Genomic DNA, 20,885 nt, shown 5'->3' on the forward strand with positions numbered 1-20,885 from the left:
CGGGTGTCGTTGATAGGTTTGACGTTCGCTCGACTGACAGTCCGTAATCACTTCAGCGGACAAAACGGGGAAGATCGGTTTCTTATACTGATTGTTACCTGCCCCCCTATACACTGACGCTAGTAAACGTAGCGCTAGGAAGCTTGCGTTGAGGTTTGATATTCCTCATCCGTGGGTCCGATTCCGTTATGTGTTCTTTCGTTTGTTGAGAGACGAGGATCGGGTAGCAGGCCCTTGTCGGGCACTCAATAACAGTGAAACTACCAAAGCCCCCTGAAAACGAAAAATGTTATCAAGTAAACCATACCTCATGAAAGCCCTGCGACCGTGTCACGGATCTGCTCTTCTTGCCGTGGCCACTGTGGCTACGTTGTCTTTTGCGGATGATAATGATATCGAAGAAGACACCTTTGAACTTTCTCCCTTTATTGTCGATGGGAGTTCGGATAGTGGATACCATGCCACTGAAACGCTTGCGGGCTCGAGGTTGAGGACGAATGTCGGTGATATTGGCGGCGCCATGGACATCTTCACCAAAGATTTCCTCGAAGATATCGGGGCTGACGACTTCTCTTCGGCTCTCGAATTTGCCACCAACACGGGTTCGTGGGATCCTGACCTCGTTTCCAACCCTGAGGCGGCGAACGCTCGGGATGATGTAAGTTACACAGTTCGGGGGTTCAAGGTGACCTCCTTGAGTCGAGACTTTTTTAAGTCGCTCTACGGAGCGGATGGATACAATACGCAACGACTTACCTTTTCCCGGGGGCCGAACTCCATCTTGTATGGAATTGCCCAGCCTGGTGGTATCGCGAATTCCATGACGATGCGCGCAAATTTTCGGAATACCACTAAGTTCACAGCGAACTACGATACCAATGGCGGCCACCGCGCTACTACCAGTTTTAATCGGGTCCTGATCGATGATAAGCTAGCGATCGTAGCGAATACTCTGTACAAGTACAAGAGCAGCTGGATTGATGGTGTGTTTTCCCGAGACAAGCGATTTCATGCGGCCTTGAAATACAGGCCATTTTCTGGATCTGAGGGAATAATGGAGGACCTCGAGATCAACTTGTCACACGAGAAAGGGCGGTCGAAGTCCCAGATCTTGGGGCGCAGCGAGCCAATTGGGGATGGTATAAGCGAGTGGATTGCAGCAGGCAAACCTGTTTTCGATAACATAAACACCCCTGAAGACGAAATTCCAGAGGGAGTGCAGAAGTACACTGACAGTTCCCGCGCTCTGTTCATGATCAAAGGGGTGCCTGGAGGACCGGAAGTTCCGACCTTGGATTGGTCGAATACTTATGTGGGATCCTCGCCGAGCGAGACCCGATCCCTGCTGGATACTTCCATAATACCGAAAGACGTTAACTATCTAGGTAGCGCTGCTGTTAAATACGAGGATTTCCAGACTACGCAGATCTTCGTGAACAAGAAATTTGGTAAACTGTATTTGGACCTTGCTTACAATTCGCAGGAGCATGGTCGGAATGCTCAGGACGAATTGCGTGGGTTCAAACTTCAGGCGGATCCGAATATGTATTTGCCAAACAGTACTCCCGATAACCTCATTCCCAATCCGTATGCGGGTAAGTATTTTATTCAGGGAAGCTGGGTGCGGCACCAACCTATACATGATCGCGATGCGGAGACTGTCCGGTTTTCGGCCTCTTACGATTTAGATTTTCAGGGTCGAGATGATATCCTGCGCCATCTAGGGAAATTCCGTTTCGCTGCAATGCAGGAAGAATCGAGAACGGAGAGCTTTCGGCAGTTTTCTCGACTTTATAACCTCACGCCGGACCTGACGAACGAGTTGCTGGTGCGGCAACCTGGATCTGGACTGTCTCCGAGCTACACGGGACCGAGACGCGGATTCGTTCCGGACAGAAGCATCAGTCGGGAGATTCGTAATACAGGGATTATTTACAATCCGGAAGAGGACTATTACGTTCAAACGAACGTTGTGGGTGGAGGTGGCTATCAGCCGGCTGCAGGGAGAGGGTACATCGTAGATCCGGAAACGGGTGAGCGACTCAGCTTTCCGATAGCCGGTAATGGAACAAATGCGAAGAACTCCCCTATTTTCAGAAGCTACATTGACCCTGAGAAGGGACTGTACGCAACGGGTGGAGCTATCCCAACTCTCCCAGGTTACGAGCAGCCCATTTACGGAGATGTGCTGATTGCGGATGGATATACGGTGGAAGGGTATCCGAATCTTCGGACTGATGAGAATGGCATAACCCTTGGTCTGGCCCCCGATATTGCTGGCGGAAAGGGATACGAGAAGCGGGTGTCTCAAACGTACACCATGCAGCACTACTTGTTTGGAGGACGGATTGTAACGACCTTGGGTTGGCGAAGCGACGACGTAGACAACTGGGGAATCAGCGAGCAGATGAGAGACTACCGCTTCGATAACGATTACTATTTCTACGGAGATGCTCGCCAGTTCGATCCACGATCTACTACCGATAATTATGTCTTCAAGGCGGGAGATCCGACTACGAAAAGTATAGTGGTAAAGCCAAATCAGTTCGTTTCCTTTTTCTATTCGCAGGCTGATAATTTCAACCCGGTCGGGAGTGGAAATAATATCTACGGCGAGGAGCTGCCGAATCCGTCCGGTCTAGGCGAAGATGCGGGAGTTCGGCTCAATTTTGGGCCAAAGTTCAACCTATCGCTCTCTGCTTTTCGCACCACTTCCAAAGACGAGCGGCAAGCGAAGATCAGGACTGGAACGCGATTCCCGATTTTCAACCAGGACTTTGTTTCCGAAACGCTGTGGAAAAATGTCAGCCGGCTGCAAAACGACGTAGAGGGTTTCGTTACCGACGATACGACTGACTACCTGACTTCTCCTTACCGACATGATAGGGAAATTAACTGGGTGGGCCGCCAGTCCGTTCAATCGGAAGGTGTAGAGCTGCGCATGACTGTGAACCCAACCAGACAATTGAGAATGATGTTTAACTTCTCGACCCAAGATAGTCAGATTAACGAGGTTGGGCCAGATCTTTACACTTACTGGATGGATTTCGTGCCGAGCGTCTTCGCTGAGCATCCGGAGTACTTGGCGGATAACCCAGAAGGCCAAACCTACATGAACCTAACGGGCGCCAAATTGAAGTTTCTTACCTACCATGGCCGCCGCGACGATAACGGAAAGCTGATTGATCGTGCCCTTACGATTCCTGAGCTGATTCGTGGTGCTCAAGATGACGTGCTTCGCTTAAGCGACCTTATCGGCTTTTCGGATTCCAGCCAGCCAAAGTCGTCGGCTAACTTCGTGGGCACCTACACCTTCGGTAACGACTCTAACTTGAAGGGGTGGGCATTCGGCGTAAACGCTCGTTGGAGGGATGTACGTACCTTGGGTTATCCTGTTAAGCCGGGCCCTGGAGCTCGTCTTGATGCAGCCAACCCCTATACGGGCGGAGACACGCTTTCGACAGGTGGTTTCATCCGTTTCAAGAAGAAGTTCGGAAACGTGAACTATACGGGGCAGATTCAGATCACCAACTTGTTCAGTGATACGGAATTGGTGCCGTTTGGAACGGATAAGGCGGGAACTGGGGAAGTTATTCGATACAAGTACCAGGCTCCTAGGACCATAGACTTCCGTAACACCCTATCGTTCTAGTTTTTCCGCTTCGCTTTATACTTGGCGATGCCCGATCGGGGCATCGCCAATTTTTTGGGTTTGGACTTTGGGGCGATCGAAAGCTGATCGGGGGATTGTTGAAAACTGTCGTCGTGTCGTGCTGAGCCTTCAACTCGACTGCCTTGTGAAGCGGATCTTGTTTCACTCAGTCCGGCTAGCTTATTGCGGCGAAAAGCCGCGTACTGGGACTACGCTAGCAGAATTCCCTTCCGGCAGGATCCTCTAGGAAAATGGGGGAAACGTCGAAAGTCGGGTACGCTAGGCGTTCTCTGGTGTCGTTCCCTTTGGACAGTTTCAAGGAAGCTCGGAGTCGATCGAATAACTGCCTGAATCGAGCGTAAAGGTAGCGTACCCATCGCAGATTCCTTCGAGTTTAACGTCGGAGCATTCCAACAAGGCGTTACCTCCCATGGTGATGAGATCGGCAGCCTTGCTTGGAATGGAAATCCTAGCGGTGGTGTTGGCTGGAATGGATACCTCCCACTGGAATCGTTCGCCATTTTTTGACCACTCGCTTTTGATTGTTCCGTACGGTGAATCGTGGCTCGTTTTTACCCAATCGAGTTGATCGAAACCGTATGGCTTCAAATGGACCACCTTGAAGCCGGGCGCTCCTGGGCGGATGCCCCCGAGGCTTTCGTGAAACCACGCTGCAAAGCCGCTTTGCATAGGGTGATTGAGGGATCGTCCCGAAGTGCTCCGCCCACGTGGAAATTCGTCGAAAATTTCGGGCCAAGTTGTCAGGCCTTGCGACAGAGCGTAGCTGTAGCTTGGCCAGGTGGGCTTTTTTAGGGCTGCGATGGCGGCATCGCTTGACCCGCTTTCGCTGAGCAGGCTGTAGATGGGCCGTCCTCCATGGATGCCTACGGCTACGTGACCTAGGTGGTTTGCGGTGACATCGTGTACTAGCGAGTTGGAGACGCGTTCCCGTTGGCGTTCGGGAAACAATTCGAACCGCAAGGAAATCGCATTTGCGGTCTGCGATCCGTATCCGCCTATGGATTCGTCGAAATAGGTTTTGTTGAAGGCATCCTTCGTTCTTCGCGCGAGTTCTTTGAACTGTTCTACGTCATCTTGCTTGCCGAGATATTCCGCAAAACGCTGCATGACGCGTAGCGTGCCGTAATAAAACGCAGTTGAGCTCAGTTCGACCGGACATTCCATGTGCTTGTTGCCGCCGGGAGGGCACCAATCTCCATAGCCACGGATCACAATGCCATTCTCGGTGAGAGATTCGACATATTGGATCCAGCGTTTGAGGTGAGGGTAGTGACGTGTGAACACGTCGGTGTCACCGTAGTAAAGGTATTGATACCAAGGAAGGAGAATGTAGGCGGATCCCCAGTCAGGGCGAGCTTCCTGGCAGACGCGTCGGCCGGTGGCGACGTTCGTGGGAATGCCAGGGGTTGCCTTTTGGCCCCAGTAGGTGACGCCTCCGCGACCGAGGTTCGTCTCGATGTCGTCCGCGAATTTTGTCCAGAACTGGGCCATGTCGTAGTTGAAAATGGCCGTTTCTCCGACAGCGTGCGTATCGCCTAGCCAGGCGCATTTTTCGCGATGCGGACAATCTTCCAGAATGGAGTGGAGGTTGTCTTCGATGGTCCACATTGACGCGTCGTAGATTCTATTCAATACCTCGTCCGAACTTAGGAAGTAGCCTCGTCGGGCGACGGCGGTGCGTACGAATACGCCTTGGAGCGTATCGCTGTCAGGGGGTGAACTGAGTCCCTCGATTTCTATGTATCTGAAACCGTGATACGTAAAACGAGGTTCCCATGTTTCGATTCCGTCACCTTTGCAGATGTAGATGTCCATTTGCTCGAGTCCAGTGGCGTGAACCCCGGTAGTAATCATGTCGAGCTCTCTTCGATCGTCGGTCAGGATTTCAGAGTAGCGCAGGGTGAGTTGCGTGCCTGCCGGCTCTTGAACCCGGATCTTTGCCCAACCAGCTATATTTTGACCGAGGTCAAAGATCCATTTTCCGTCATGTCCTCGGATTATGGATACTGGGGCGAGGGATTTTATCCTCCTGATGGGGTCGATCATTTGCGCTTGTAGCTTTGGAGCGAGGGCTTCGCATCGCGTTGCGTGCGACCAGCTTGAGTCGTCGAATCCTGGAAGCTGCCAGCCGTCCATTTCCAGTCGAGCGTCATAGCTCTCCCCTCCGTAGACGTTGTCGTAGAGTATAGGGCCGCTGGATGCTTTCCATGAAGAGTCTGAATTAATGGTTTGAGTGGAGCCGTCTGCGTAGTCCACGAGGATTTTGGCGATAAGCCCTGGCCTGCCGTAGTTGAGGCCGGGGGCATTGAAGGCATGGTTCTGACCATAGAAACCACTGCCCAGCTGCACTGTGGCGACGTTTTCACCGGGGTGGAGAGCGGCGGTGATGTCATGGGTGACGTAAAGAGCTCGTCGATCGTAAGTGACGTTGGCGGGGTCGAGAACGGCGTCGCTGCAAGGGATCCCGTTGATTTGCATTTCGCTGTATCCGAGACCGCATAGGTAGGCGCGGGCTCGCTTGATTCCGGGGCGGACCGTGAAGGTTTTCCTGAACAGAGGCGAGGGGTAGGATTGGACTTCCTTGGCCTCGTTAATGAACTTGGTTTTGAGTGACCTTTTGGTAAGGGGAGAGCTTCGGTTGTCGCCCTCCATTTGTATCCAGTTGGCGCCGTCCCAATCCGACTGCGAAGGAAGTCCGATTTCCCAGCTTCCGATGGTTGACCACTCGCTCTTCCTGTTATTCTGGTCCCAGAACTGGACGCTCCAGTAGCAAGTCTGGCGCGACGAAAGGGGGAGGCCTGCATAGCGAAGGTGGAGACTTTGATTAGATTCTACTTTTCCGCTGTCCCAAAGGTCGGCTTGGCGGGACTTGATTCCTTCTGGCGTAGTTGAGACGAGAATGCGGTAGGCGGTTTGCTGGACCGCATGTTCCTGTGACTCGATTTGCCAGCTCAAACGTGGGCTTGTCTCGTCGATCCCGAGTGGGTCCCTTTTGTATTCGCAGGTCAGGTTGACCACGCTAGCTGCGTAGCTTTGAGCCACAAGGAGCAGGCTGGCGAGTAGAGAGAGAAGGCGATATTTCGATGGCATTGTCTTGGGTGTGGAGGCGAAGGTTCAGCGCTCGGGTATCGATTTCAGAAGTCGGGTGAGTTCGGCTCCAGCTGCGAGGAAGGCACCGGTTCCATAGACTTCAGTGCGGTCGGGCCATGCCGAGCCCGGTTCGGCGCCAATCGGCTGGACGTAGCCTAGCATTCCCTCGGGGGTGATGGAGCGCGCGAGCGCTCCCCAGGCCTTCAGGACAACCGGTTCGTAGGTATCGCGGTCAAGGATGCCGGCGTTGATGCCCCAAGCTAGGCCGAAACAGTAGAACCCGGTGCCGCTGGTTTCTGGAGTAGGGTAGGTATCGGCCTCGAGAAGGCTCATGGCCCAATGGCCGTTTGGGGTTTGCAGGTAGGCAATGCGGCGGGCCATCTTTTTGTAGATATCTACGAAGTACCGGTGCTGTTCGGAGTTTTTAGGCAGTTCGGGGATAAGCTCTGCGAGGCCGCCGAACACCCAACCGTTGCCGCGAGCCCAAAATATTTTGCTGCCATTGTGTCTTTGTTCGATGAAACGGGTGTCGCGGAAGTAGAGGTCTTCGGTCGGATCGAAGAGAAGTTCGGTGATTGCCTTGTATTCGTCGAACATCCAGTCGCGGTACTTTGGATTGCCCGTGACGGAGGAGAGTTTGGCCCAGACGGGTGGGGCCATGAAGAGCGAATCGCACCAGCTCCAACGATCTTCTCCGATTCGATGGTTCCAGGTGAGGGGAACGGTCGATGGCTTGGCTATGATTTTGTCGAACTGGTCGACTATATTTTTGTACTTAGATTTGTCTCCAAATTTCTGGTACAAGCTGAGGTATAGCTGCCCGATGCAGTGGTCGTCCGCGTGGTAGAAGCGAGCGGGTCGGAGTTTCCAATGCATGTTTTCTGAAAGATCTATCAACCATCGGTAGTAGCGGGGGTCCTCTGAGATCTCAGCCCACTTTTCCATCCCGACCATTAGGGTGGCGGCCGGCCATTCATTGGCGGTGTAGGGGCGTTTGCGGTGCTTGTTGTCGAAGACCTCGCCGAAGTGCTCGATTTGCCAGTCTGCGACGCGGCTAAGCTCATTGCGTACCGAAGCAAGGGAGGGGCGTTCTTCCGGGGGATCTGAGCGACCGATCCAGTAATCAACTACAGAAACGGTTTTCCCGGTTTGTCCGATGACGGAAATCCAGCCATCCGCCCGGCTGCGGTCCACTTGTATTTTGCTGTCCTCAAACAGCGTTGCTGGACCCGAAGCGAGCTTGTCTCGTTTGGCGAAGCTGTCAGCAGCTGCGCTCTCGATGCCCTCTGGAGTTACGAGATAAACGCGATCGTCATGGGCCGCCAGGCTTCCGAGGGACGGCGAAGATTGGCGACTCCATTGGCCAGTCGTCGGATTGCGCTGAAAGTAAGCTGGAGAGCCGTCCTCGCCTTTCATCAATACGTGGACGCGACCGCTGGCATCGACCGTCATGGAGCCCCCGTTTACGAATTTCGTTCCAGATGGGATCGACCAGACTACGGCGCTTTGGGTGTCGGCAGTAATAAAGGCGTTGCCTCTAATACCGATGGTGTTGCCCTCGTTGTCTTTCCAGGTGTTGCCTTGGTCGTCGCTGTAGGCATAGCAGAGGTCGTGAGTCGTGTCGGCCTTGGGCGAGTCGCGCCAGCACCAGGTCAAGTGTCGACGGCCGTTGTGGGTTGCCAAGGAGTGAGGGTAGGCGTTCACGGTTTTATTTCCGCGGGACCAACTCTTGTCGATGATCTTTGCCTGTGCGGGATCGTTGAGGAACCACTTGCCGTTGCTGTATTCAAAAAGGCAGGAATCGGCGCTGCCCGAGCCGCCGTTGAGGCGTAGGTAGAGAGATAGGTTTTTTCCGTGGTTGGCGAAGCTTGGGTAGGTGACGCCTTCAATCTTCGGACCGCCTAGATTGTCCTGTACCGGGCCGAAGAGCTTGTCGTTCCATGAGTAGTTTTCTGGGCTTCGGGCAACGGGGTGTAGACTTTTTCGGTACCGAAGGGTGGAACCATGGTGGTCGAAGCTTAGGTGTAGGTAGCCGTCCGCTGAGATGCCCAGCGCTACTTTCTCATGACCGTCGCCAAAACCGCGGGCGATGGGGCCGACTTTTCCTCGGTCGCCGTTTTCGGTTCGTTGGTATCCGGTAAGCGATACCGCGTGCCAGGAGCCTCCAGGCAGCCTCCGTCTTGCAACGGTAACTTGGCGCTGGTCGTCCCAGAAGGCAGCGTATTGCCAGCCAGCATGGCTTTGTAGGGCTCCGGGGCCGAAATTCCACTTGGCCGGCCTCTCCACAATATCTTTGGGCATAGCGCGCGTGCTGACAGTCGAGATTCTGTGGAACGAGGTCTCCGCCCGCGTCTGAGCTGGCGCTAGATAGGCGCCTATAAGACAGGCGAGCGGAGCGAGTAGTTTTTGTAAGGCGTTGTTGCTGAGCATCCTATTTGAGTTCAGTGAAGCGGAAGAGGGGAGCGGTTCTTTTTGATCTTTGGCCTTTTCCTGCTCCGAAGGCAGGTTTCCCTGGGGGCGCGGCCAAGGAATTAACCAATGATTGATTTCATCGCGATGCAACGGGATCTCGGAGAGGCTTTGCCTGACTGTTAGGTTCTCTTTAGGGAGAGCGAACCTTGCTAGGGATAGGCTTCGGGAGGCCCTTTTCTTAGAGGAGGAAGACGATCTGTTCGGGCCGCTGCACCGTACAGTCAGGTTGTCCCGCAATTGTCTTTGTTGGGTTAGCGAACTGTATTATTTCCACCTTGGATAGTCTGCCTGAATCTCGCTCGCTTTAAGTGAGCAGTTGCCGCCCCTTGCCGGTGGGCGAGGTTTTCTCGGCTATTCCTTCCCCTACCTAACCCTTAGGGACCGGCTCGGTTCCAGTGAAGCTCTCCTCTGTGGAGATATTCAACATACAAACGATGATGATATACCCCCCACTAAAAGAAATCCCCACGTGGAAACTTATTTACGGAGCTCTTGTATTGAGCGCTGCCTATTCTCCCGCCTTAATGGCTCAAGAGGAGGATGTTGATGTGTATGAACTCTCTCCTTTTACGATCGATGCGGGGTCCGAAGATGGCTATCGCGCGACGCAAACGCTTAGTGGCACTCGCCTCAAAAGTGACCTGAAAGATGTTGGTGCCTCGATGACGATCTTTACGGAAGAGATCATGAACGATCTTGCGGCGAATAGTATAGAAGACATTCTGAACTTCGCCCCGAATACAGACGTTTTCGTAAACGATCTTAACGATTCTCAAGGATTTGGAAACGACTTCATAAACAATGACGTAAAGTATGTTACGCGCGGTGGTTCCACCACGATTGTAGGACAGAATTTCTTCCAGACCGGCATTCCGAACGATCGTTTCAGCACGGAGCGTCTGACCTTTACGCGCGGGCCGAACGCGGTGCTATTCGGCCTGGGAAACCCCGCTGGAGCTTTCGTCTCGAGTACGAAGCAAGCTCACAGCAAGAAGAAGACTTCGATCTCGACTCAAATCGACGATAGAGGGTCCTTCCGTATTAATCTAGACCATAACCAACCGATCGTCGAAGACAAGCTGGCGGTTCGCTATTCGGGGCTTTACGATGCGAGCAATCACTACCTGCCTGACGCTGAGGGCCTGAGCAAGCGGCACTTCTTCACCGTTCGTTACCAGCCCCTGAAAGGGACGGTGTTGAGAGCGAACTACGAGCGAGGGACCATAGACAAGCCGGCGGTTCGACCGTGGCCTATCTTCGACGCCTACAGCGCTTGGATGCAGGAAGGGTCTCCGTTGCGAGCGACTCCCAGTACGCCTCGTGTCGAAGGTATGGAGAACGATGGCGCTCGTGACTTGATCTCTACGGAGTTCAGTCCAGCTGGTACGCAGATCCCTACTATGACTTTGCGAAACCAAGCTCGAAGCGCCAAGCCTAGCTTCGCTGCGGGATTCGCTCCCTCGGGCAATAAATTGTCTTCTATAGACGAATCCGTGTTTCCTATCTTTCATACCACGTTCGCGGGATTGGCGGCGCGATTGCACGACTACGAGACCAACAGTTTCTTTTTGGAACAGAAGATCACCGACAAGATGTATTTGGAGCTCGCATACAATACTGTTGAAAACGATTACCGTTCTTTCAATGGCATGCGGGGAGGGGACGCGATGTTGCATTTCGACGTCAACGAGCAGCTTCCTGACGGTAGTCCCAACCCCAATGTAGGCCTGCCGTACGTTCAGGCTAGGCCAACCCTTATCGATGCGGACAGCGAGAGAATTAACAAGCGAGCCATGTTGTCCTACGATTTGGACTTTACCGATAGGGACGATTGGGTGAAGCACCTCGGAAGGCACCAAATGGCAGTTTTTTTGGAGGACTCTAGGGTCGAGTCGTGGGCGAGCAACAATGTACATCGCAATGTAACGCCGCTCTTCACTACTTCACCGCAGACGCGCATAACGCACCCATGGAACCAGCTTTCGTATCGATTCTATTTCGATCCGGAAAACGGCAAGCTCAGTACTGCCGAGGGCAGGCGGATTCTTGAGGCACCGGTCATTTATTCAGGAGATCCCATTCCGGAGCCGGGCCCGAATGGGATCACGCCGGCCTTTGTGGCCCAGCAAGGGCCTAACGTACGAGACGTAGACGTCGAGACCGAGGCGCTCGCGATCCAAAGCTTCTTCTTCAACCGCCGGTTAGTGGTCACGAATGGTTTTCGTGAAGATACGCAAACTTCATTCGCCGGTTTGCCTGCAGACTTCAGGGATTTCCGCGATGATGACCTGAACAACGTGAACCCACGCACGTTGAGCCCCCGCGAGCTCTTTGCGGATAGTCCCGAATCTCGGGGCGGTAGCACTAAAAGCCAAGGTGTTGTCTTTCACGCTACCAAGTTCATGAGCTTGAGCTACAATACGTCGAACAACTTCTCGGTAAACGCGACCACGCGCGACCTGTACGGAAACCTATTGCCGAATCCGCAGGGCGATGGCGAAGATATTAGCGTGAAATTCGATCTTATGGATCGGAAGATGTTCTTGGACTTTACGTATTATACCAATTCCACGGTTGATAAGCTTGATGATATAAGAAGAACCCCTGCAGGCGATTTTCTGCAGGTGCGAGACATATGGAATACGATCTATAATGAAACGGGAGATCCGAAGTTTCAATCGCCTCCGTACGCTACGCTTGGATCGATCTGGAAGGATCGTACGACTACGACCGCAAAGGGATGGGAGTTTTCAATGACGGCTAAACCTGTTAAGGGCTGGAATATCCGATTGAACGGCAGCAAGCGCGGCAACAGTACTACCACCGAACGTGGTGTCGTTACCCGCCAGTACATGAACGAGTACCTCCCTATCATCAAAGCCAACGAGACTTGGATGGGATATGTTTCCGGCGACGGGGAAGGGCGAGCGGTATCCGAAATCGTAGCAGATCTAGAGGAAACCCTTCGCAACTTCGAGCGCATCAAGGATCTACCAGCCGATGTGTTCGCCCCGAACTGGACGGCCAACCTAATCACTTCCTATCGATTCGCAGGTGACTCGAGCCTCAAGGGCTTCTCGATCGGGGGTAGCATGAATATGCGTGGGAAGACTATCAACGGTTTCGGTGTTGACGATTCTGATACGGTATTGCCCGATGTTCCGTTCTACTCGCCAGGATACGAAATATTTGGGGCGTGGTTTGGATACGACAGAAAAATCTTAAACGATAAAGTAAATTGGAAGTTTCAGGTCAATATTCGCAACGTATTCGACGATTACACGGTACACCCGCTACGGTCGGTTGACACCAGAGACGGAAACAACACCTCGAGCACTGCTTTGTACATGTTGCGTGAGCCGAGGACCATTCGTATAACAAACACGTTTACGTTCTAGCCTACATAGATTGAGTGAGCTTTTCGGAGGCAGCGGCTATTAGCCGTTGCCTCTCTTTTTGTCGATTCGGTTAGTGTTGCCGGAACCCTCTTCTAATGAGGGGTAGCCTTAGGTTTTCCTCAGGGGCGTATCGATTTTTCAAGGTATCTGGGGTGGCGGCGGACAGTCAGGTTGCTTGGCCGTTGATTGTTCGCTTGTTTGAATCATGTAAAATAGCCTGCCCGCCCCCATCTTCATAAGATAATGAGAGTCTCTCTGTTTTGTGAAGCGTGGGGTGCTCGCTTGTTTAGGTTATAGTTAAGGGAGCCGTGGCGGCTACCTGTTTTCCCTGTTCATCTAGAATCAATTGATGGCAAATTATGAAAAAATACCCCATACATGTCGCGTTCCCCTTTAGGAACGTTGTTTGCGGAGTTCTTGCAATTGGCGCGATCCAAGCCCCTAGGCTTCTAGCCCAAGGGGAGGAGCCAGAGGTCTTTGAGCTCTCTCCATTCACTGTCGATGCCGGTTCTGAAGACGGCTATCGAGCCACCCAAACGCTCAGTGGTACACGGCTCAAGAGCGACTTGAAGGATGTCGGATCCTCTCTGACTATCTTCACCGAAGAGATCATGAACGATCTCGCTGCGAACAGCATCGAGGATTTGCTGAACTATGCTCCGAATACGGACGTATTCGTAAACGAGCTCACAGACACGCAAGGGTTCGGAAACGACTTTCTCAACCAGGACGTCAAGTACGTAACCCGAGGGGGAGCCACCACTATCGTGGGACAGAACTTCTTCCAGACGGGTATTCCGAATGACCGTTTCAACACAGAGAGGCTAACGTTTACGCGAGGACCCAACGCCGTGCTCTTCGGTCTGGGCAATCCATCGGGCGCCTTCGTTTCCAGCACTAAGCAAGCAGGCGACAAGACCACGACCAGCATTGTTACCCAGATCGATGACCGCGGTTCTTTCCGCATCAATTTCGACCACAATCAGGTCCTGGTAGAGGACCGGCTTGCGATACGTTACTCGGGGCTACACGACGCCAGCAACCATTACCTGCCTGACGCGGAAGGTCTCAGCAAGCGTCATTTCGTGACCCTACGCTTCAAGCCCTTCGAGAAGACTGTGCTTCGCGCGAACTACGAGCAGGGGACTATCGACAAGCCAGCAGTACGCCCTTGGCCGATCTTCGACGGCTACGGTCCATGGATCAAGGAAGGCCGTCCTACTCGCGCCACTCCAACCACCCCGAGGGTTGCTGGAATGGTAAACGATGGAGCTCGCGATATCATCTCCACGGCTTTCAGTCCTGGCGGAACGCAGATTCCGACTCAGTCACTGCTAAATCAGGCCCGCAGTGAGACCCCGAGCCTAGCGACGGGATTCTTTCCTTCCGGGAACAAGCTTTCATCTATCGATGAGGACATCTTCCCGATCTTCCATACCACTTTTGCGGGGCTCGCGGCTCGCTTGCATGACTACAATACTAAGTCGTTTTTCATCGAACAGCAGATCACCGATAGGATGTTCGTCGAGCTCGCTTACAACACTGTCGAGAACGACTACCGCTCCTTCAACGGTATGCGCGGCGGCGATGCGATGCTCCACTTCGACGTGAACGAGCAATTGCCGGACGGTAGCCCCAACCCGAACGTGGGACTTCCCTATGTGCAAGCTCGTCCGACGCTTATCGATGGGGACAACGAGCGAGAAGACATGCGGGCTATGGTCTCCTACGACCTCGACTTCACCCAGCGAGACGGCTGGGCCCAGCATCTGGGCCGTCACCAAATGGCAGTCTTCTTTGAGGACGGCAACGAGCAGTCCTGGTCGAGCAACAACGTGCATCGCAATATCACGCCGACCTTTCCAAACGTGCCGCAGAGCCGTATCACCCATGGATGGAACCAACTCTCCTACCGTTTCTACTTCGAACCTGAAACGGGTAAGCTCAGCACTGCAGCAGGTCGCCAAATTTTGGAGGCGCCCGTCATCTACGCCGGAGATCCGATACCCGAGGCGCATCCCAGCGGCATCACCCCCGGTTTTGTTGCCCAGCAAGGGCCTAGCGTCAGAGATGTAGAAGTGAAAACGGAGGCCCTTGCCGTTCAAAGTTTCTTTTTGAATCGACGTCTCGTCGTCACCAACGGCTTCCGCGAAGACACGCAGACCTCTTGGGCTGGTGTGCCAGGAGATTTTACGGATCTGCGAGATGCGGATTTGAACAACGTCAATCCGAGAACGCTTAATCCACGCGAGCTCTTTGCGGGCGAACCGGACAAGCAGATCAAACGCGGCGGCAGTACCGCGAGCCAAGGAGTGGTCTTTCACGCGACTCCGTTCATGAGCTTGAGCTACAATACGTCGAACAACCTGTCGATCACCGCGAACACCTACGACCTCTATGGGAACCTCCTTCCCAACACGCAGGGAGATGGAGAGGATTTCAGCGTCAAGTTCGACATTTTAGATAGGAAGATGTATCTGGATTTCACCTACTACACGAATTCCACGGTAGACAAGCTCGACGACATTCGTGAAACCCCAGCGGGCAGCTTCCTGCAAGTTCGCGATATTTGGAACACTCTTTTCAATGAAACGGGCGACGTTAAGTTCCAATCGCCTCCTTACGCGACCATCGGATCGGTCTGGCGTGACCGCGCGAGCACTACTGCTAAAGGCTGGGAGTTCTCGATGACGGCGAAGCCGGTCAAAGGCTGGAACGTTCAACTAAACGGCAGTAAACGTGGCAATAGTACCACTACCGAACGTGGCGTGGTAACGCGGCAGTACATGAATGAATATCTGCCGATTATCAAAGCCAACAGTACGTGGATGAATTACGTGTCGGAAGACGGTCAAGGTCGTCTTGTTTCCGAAATCGTTGCTGAGCTTGAGGAGACGCTGCGAAATTTCGATCGCATCAAGGATCTTCCAGCTGACGTCTTCGCGCCGAACTGGACGGCGAACTTGATCACCTCTTACCGCTTCAATAAGGAATCCCGTTTTAAGGGATTTTCCATCGGCGGTAGCATGAACATGCGCGGCAAGACCATCAACGGCTTTGGGGTGGACTCGAACGGAGACGTGTTGCCCGACAAGCCCTTTTACGCTCCCGGTTACGAGATCTTCGGCACTTGGTTTGGATACGATCGGAAGATCCTCAACGACAAGGTAAAGTGGAAGTTTCAGGTGAATGTCATTAACCTTTTCGACAACTATACGGTTCACCCGCTTCGTTCCATCGATACGCAAGATGGAAACAACACGCCAAGCGTCGCCTTGTATACCTTGCGTGAGCCTAGGACGGTTCGGATAACAAACACCTTTTCTTTCTAGCAGAAATCTAGGCTTCTGTTTTTTTGAAGCAGCGGTCCTGGTGGCCGCTGCTTTTTTGTATTCGAAGTACGGTGACGCACTTAAGGAGACTGACTGTCCGCGTTGGGCGGCCTTTCTTTATTGACCCAAGTTTGGGACCTTGTTTTTGCCCCCCCCCTCTCTCGGCTGATTCGAGAATTCCGCTGTGCCCAGACCGTTGCGCTCGCTCGAACGTCGATGCGTGAATCTTGGGTTTAGTTCCAACAATATCTTCAAAGTGCAGCAATTGTCGCCGCTGCGAGTTAATGTTATGACCCTTCTGAAAGAAACAAGAATCATCGTATTATTGCTGGCCGCTGTGGTAGCGTTCACTGTCGGGTATCAATATCTGGGAAAAAGCGAAGAAAGCCTATTGTCGTACGAAGAGAAGATAAGTGGTGAAGTAAAACCAGGTACCTCCCTCCCTGCTGATACTCAGAGGCGCGAATTGGACCCTGCCTTTATTTCGGACCTAGAGGCCGCCTTTGCCGGTTTGATTGATCGTGACGACGAACATAGCGAATACGACTTGCATTTATTGATTCAGGAGATGACCCCCTCCGAGTTGGAGGCCTACCTTGAGGCGATCAGGCGGATTAAGGTCGAATCTTATCGAACGAGGGCGGAAATTGCCTTGCACTACCGTTGGCTTGAGTGGGATCCAGATGAGTCTCTTCAGCACGCGCTAGAAACGTGGGACCATGAAATTGCGGATACGTGGTTCGATGTTCTTGTGAGGCGCTATGCTGAGCTTTCCCCAAGAGAATCTATTGCTTGGTTGAAGCGGTCCTCCGATCCACTCGTAGTAAGCCGCTTCGCCAAGTACGCCAGCCAGGCTACGATTGGGATGGCCCCTCATGATCTGTCCTTTGCGACGGAGACACTTTCGCTTATAGAGGACCCGGAACTTCGAAGCAGATCCGTAGCCGCAATCGCATACAACATGGATCGATCGGAGGCTGAGCGGTGGCGCGGACGGTTGGAGCGGTCAGATGACCGCAACAGTGTCTCGCTGCAGGTTGCTTCGCTGCTGATGGAAGAGAGTCCCGTTGAAGCCTTGGACTTATTGCTGGAGCTGGAGCAGACTTCTGACCCCTTGAGGGAGCAATTGGCAGCCGTAGGACTGCAAAAGCTGATCGAATCGGAACCGGGGCTCATCGAGCACTACTTTTCTAAGTTCAAATTTCCTCCTGCTGAAATCGGAGCCTTCGTCCAGCTGATGTTTCAGCAGATGTTATCAAATGACGAGTCATCCGCTCTCAGTTGGGCGGAGGAGCTGGAGGCTGATGGTCTGATGGATGACGCGACCCGTTTTGGGATTATGCATCAGCTCAAGCAGAGACATCCTCAACTTGCTCAGGTTTGGCGGGACCGGATTCAGGACCCCGCAGTACTCGAAGAACCAGATCGCTAAGCGTTGTGGAGCCCGCTTTCGGCTAGGAATGCCTCTTCTGTTAGTAACATACGAAAATACCCAAAACTATGAAAATCATTAGGAATACAGCCTTGCTTGGCTTCACTGCGCTAGCCTTTCAGCTATCGTACGCCCGTGACGTAATTGCGCCCGCTGACCCATCTATAACAAGTCACACTCTCAGTTATAAAGGTTCAGTACTCGGTATTGCGGAAAACGCTGGAGGGATGATCAACCGATTTCGTATCGACGGCAGCATCGATCTCATGGGTCCTGAAGTGGATCGTGCGGGTCGCGGTGGTCAGATCGCAACGAGAGACAAGCTACACCGGCTTCGCTACAACCCCACGCAAGCTGGATTTCACGAATACCTTGGCACCCCCTCTGACATTACAGTGAGTCAGGGCGGCACGCGACTGACCGTAAACGATCGGCCCTGCGCTCTTTGGCATGGCGATGGTCGATTTGACTATATTCGCTGGGAAAATATTGGAGCCGACCCCTATGGAAACGATGGCGGCGATAGCGACGTCGACGGAATCGACGAGGAGAACCTCGAGGGAAAGCAGAACACTGAAGTCAAAAGCGAATTCAACTTTTGGGCCGAGTATAAGCTAATGGATACAGAGGATTGGGTCCATGATCTTGCGGTTTTCCGCTGTTCCACGAGATTCAGTTACGTGCGGGATCCTATACATTGCATAAGGCAGTTCAATAAGGTTTACAGCCCGCACATCGGAAATATCACCGATATGTCGAATCACAAACCAGATGGCGTGCATCCAGATCATCGATACGACCTAGCGAACCAAGTTAGTATCTTTGCTATGCGCTTCGACCGTGACCGATCGCCGTTTACCCATACCCGCTGGATCAACGAAAATGGTGACTGGATGGTGAGACATCGTACCGGGGGATTTGAATGGCGCGTAAATATTGAGAACAACGAAGATGTACGTAGCCGCTCCACAGTGCCTTGGGACGGCGGGGATCGCGATACCTCCAGTCCCCACAACTTTGATGGCAAGCGACTTATCGTTTTGGCGCAGAGTGCATTGATCGGTGGGCCTCTGAAAGCTCTTGGAATTTACACTCCTGATTCAGGCAAAAACAAACTCAACGTAATCGGCCGGGATCGCGGTACTGGCAAGCTGCTCTACAGGGACCGCCGCGTTTACGGAATGGACCTCGCGGACGAGACGAGAACGGCTAGCCTCGAAAAGGCGGGCGTGAATATTGCGTCCTTGGGCGTGATGAATCCTGGTCAGCTTATCGCTCTAAACGCTTACGAATCGGTGCGTCACGAGACGTATCTTTTGGTAGGGAATCCCAAGCAGATTAGAGAAGTTGTAGAGCAGAATCTAGAGGGCCTTTGAGCCTTGTATTCCTAGCGGGCCCCATGGGGCTAGTGATCGGATTCAATTTCGGTTTAACGTCGCCTCAGGCAAGAGGCGGCGTTTTTTCGTTTTGCCGGTATGCCTCCTCAATCTTTGGGCTGTTTAAGCAAATCGGTGAGGATGTCGCATTCCGGAAATGCATGTGCATTTGGTGTATGCAGTTCGTGAAGCTTGAAAACTTGTCGGCTAGGATGTGCAGTTCTTTCTCACCCCTACGCCTCAGTAAGTCCGCTGGTAAGTCCCTTGATGGGCGGCGGAGTTCGTGCGGGCGTATTTTTCAGATTTCCCAGTTTCAACCCCGCTTATCTCATACAATACACATGACAGATGACTCTTCGGAGCAGCAACGTTGGTTTAGGGAGCAGCTTGAGCCCCACGAGAGCAAGTTGCGAGCTTGGCTCCGGAGCCGTTTCCCATCCGAGCTCGACGTGGACGACATTATTCAGGAGTCATATCTAAAGGTGCTGCGGGCGAAGGAGGGAGTCGTTATGGAAAACCCGAAAGCCTTTTGGTTCGCGACTGCCAGGAACCTGGCCTTGGACCATGTGCGCCATCCGAGGCTTGCGAGGACAGAACACATGGACCGAGAGGAGTATCTGGAATTTGAGGACAATAGCTTGAGCGTTCCGGAGACAGTGTCGCGCAACCAAGAGCTGGAGATTCTTACTCGGGCGGTGCAATCCTTGCCAAAGCGATGCCGTCAAGTTGTCACTCTGGCTAAGATCTATGGATTGTCGCAGAGGGAGGTGGCTCGTAAGCTCGGTATTTCTGAGAACACTGTCTCGAACCAACTGACGATTGGTGTGCGGAAGTGCGTGGACTTCGCGGTCGTCTACCGCGGAGGGAAAGGTTGTATTTGATGAATGAGAAAGACTCCGACTCAGAGGATTTAGACCGGATATCGGACGTGGCTGCGTCTTGGGTCGCGAAAGAGCAGAAAGGATTCTCGGCCGAGGAGCAGGATGGGTTTTTCCAGTGGCTGGCGGAGGATCGCAGGCATGGCGAACGCTACGCCCACTACAAGAAGGGTTGGAAAGCTTTTGATCTATTGTCAGAGTGGCGACCTGAGCACAGCTCGGATCCGAATCCGGATCTTCTCGATTCTGTATCCCCGCGTCGGTGGTGGATTCCGCTGTCTGCCGGTGCGGTGGCCGTGGCTGCGGCGTTGGCGTTGTTCATCTTGGTTTCCACTTATAACTCGCCTGCTAAGGGGCCTGCGAGGGGGGTGGAAGAGCTCCACATTGTGGCTCAGGATTACGTTCATCAGGTTTTGAGCGATGGCAGTGAAATTGACATGCGTGAAGGGGCGGCAGTGTCTATCGAGTTCGGTGACGCTGCCCGTTTTGTGCGATTATTGGAGGGGGAAGTGCATTTCACCGTCTCCAAGGATCCTGACTGGCCTTTTATCGTTGGAGTAGGAGATAGGGAGGTGAGGGCAATTGGTACCGCATTCAACTTGAAGATCGATAGCGGGCAACTCGAGGTGCTCGTCACGGAAGGCAAGATTAGCTTGGAGAACGTGGCGGTGGAACCAGAATCGTTGCCATTCGTATCAGCACCTGAAAAGGGTGTGGTTGAGGATGCTCCGAGAAAAGGGGCGAAAGGCAGTGTGTTGGCCTACATGAGCTACGGCCAAAAATCTACCGTATCACTCAAGTCTGACCGCGATGAGAAGCCCATTCTGCAAAACCTCGAAGCAGTCGAGATAGCTTCCATCTTAGACTGGAAGCATGAGCTTTGGAAATTCGATGGGGTTCCGCTCGCGGAGATCGTGGCGCGCTTCAACCAGCGCAACGAAACCAAGCTGCATCTGGCGGATGGTTCGCTTGCGCATTTGCCGATCGTCGCGTCGATCCGCTCCAACGAAGTCGAAAGCCTCGTGCGGTTGCTTGACCTTTCGTTGAACATTGAAGTGGAGCGCAAAAGTAACGGTTCGATATGGCTACGGGAAAAATGACTACATTTTCTCAAAAGACCAGTCGTTCGAAGAATCTGTGTGCTGTCGTGTTTGTTGAAGTTGTATCTAAAAGGTCGATAGCTGAAGGCGCTTCGAAAAACTGAAAAAAGATGGTTCAATTTTTTAGTGATGAC

General features: G+C 53.0%; 9 protein-coding genes. 7 read left to right on the plus strand and 2 right to left on the minus strand.

The features are described from left to right. Positions 1–310: 310 nt before the first annotated feature. The gene (locus QEH57_RS10685) at positions 311–3,652 is read left to right on the plus strand and encodes a hypothetical protein (protein ID WP_309006728.1); all 3,342 of its coding nucleotides are present in this window, start codon (positions 311–313) and stop codon (positions 3,650–3,652) included. A 315-nt stretch (positions 3,653–3,967) separates the two neighbouring features. Here the strand turns inward: QEH57_RS10685 and QEH57_RS10690 are convergent, their stop codons facing one another. Together QEH57_RS10690 and QEH57_RS10695 are read right to left on the minus strand one after the other, a co-directional pair. Continuing rightward, positions 3,968–6,763, minus strand: a complete 2,796-nt coding sequence (locus QEH57_RS10690; protein WP_191618696.1) for a family 78 glycoside hydrolase catalytic domain — start codon at positions 6,761–6,763, stop codon at positions 3,968–3,970. A gap of 24 nt (positions 6,764–6,787) precedes the next feature. After that, on the minus strand, positions 6,788–9,064 hold the full coding sequence (locus tag QEH57_RS10695; RefSeq protein WP_191618697.1) for a glycoside hydrolase family 88 protein: 2,277 nt from the start codon (positions 9,062–9,064) through the stop codon (positions 6,788–6,790). 581 nt (positions 9,065–9,645) lie between these two features. On the opposite strand from QEH57_RS10695, the gene QEH57_RS10700 reads away from it, so the two are divergent. The 6 genes from QEH57_RS10700 (at position 9,646) to QEH57_RS10725 (ending at position 20,751) form a co-directional block, all read left to right on the plus strand. Beyond that, positions 9,646–12,633 carry a hypothetical protein gene (locus QEH57_RS10700; protein ID WP_309006729.1) on the plus strand — a complete coding sequence of 996 codons (2,988 nt, stop codon included), beginning with the start codon at positions 9,646–9,648 and terminating at the stop codon, positions 12,631–12,633. A gap of 359 nt (positions 12,634–12,992) precedes the next feature. Beyond that, on the plus strand, positions 12,993–15,965 hold the full coding sequence (locus tag QEH57_RS10705; protein WP_191618699.1) for a hypothetical protein: 2,973 nt from the start codon (positions 12,993–12,995) through the stop codon (positions 15,963–15,965). A gap of 220 nt (positions 15,966–16,185) precedes the next feature. Then, the gene (locus QEH57_RS10710) at positions 16,186–17,397 is read left to right on the plus strand and encodes a hypothetical protein (protein WP_309006730.1); all 1,212 of its coding nucleotides are present in this window, start codon (positions 16,186–16,188) and stop codon (positions 17,395–17,397) included. A 68-nt stretch (positions 17,398–17,465) separates the two neighbouring features. After that, a complete protein-coding gene (locus QEH57_RS10715; RefSeq protein ID WP_309006731.1) occupies positions 17,466–18,773 on the plus strand; it encodes a hypothetical protein in 1,308 nt (435 codons plus the stop codon). 341 nt (positions 18,774–19,114) lie between these two features. Beyond that, positions 19,115–19,654, plus strand: coding sequence for an RNA polymerase sigma factor (locus QEH57_RS10720; protein WP_191618702.1), 540 nt, complete (start codon positions 19,115–19,117; stop codon positions 19,652–19,654). Continuing rightward, positions 19,654–20,751, plus strand: a complete 1,098-nt coding sequence (locus QEH57_RS10725; RefSeq protein ID WP_309006732.1) for a FecR domain-containing protein — start codon at positions 19,654–19,656, stop codon at positions 20,749–20,751. The genes QEH57_RS10720 and QEH57_RS10725 overlap by 1 nt, the downstream gene beginning before the upstream one ends. Positions 20,752–20,885: the final 134 nt, after the last annotated feature.

Source organism: Pelagicoccus sp. SDUM812005 (assembly GCF_031127875.1).
Taxonomy (GTDB): Bacteria; Verrucomicrobiota; Verrucomicrobiia; order Opitutales; family Opitutaceae; genus Pelagicoccus.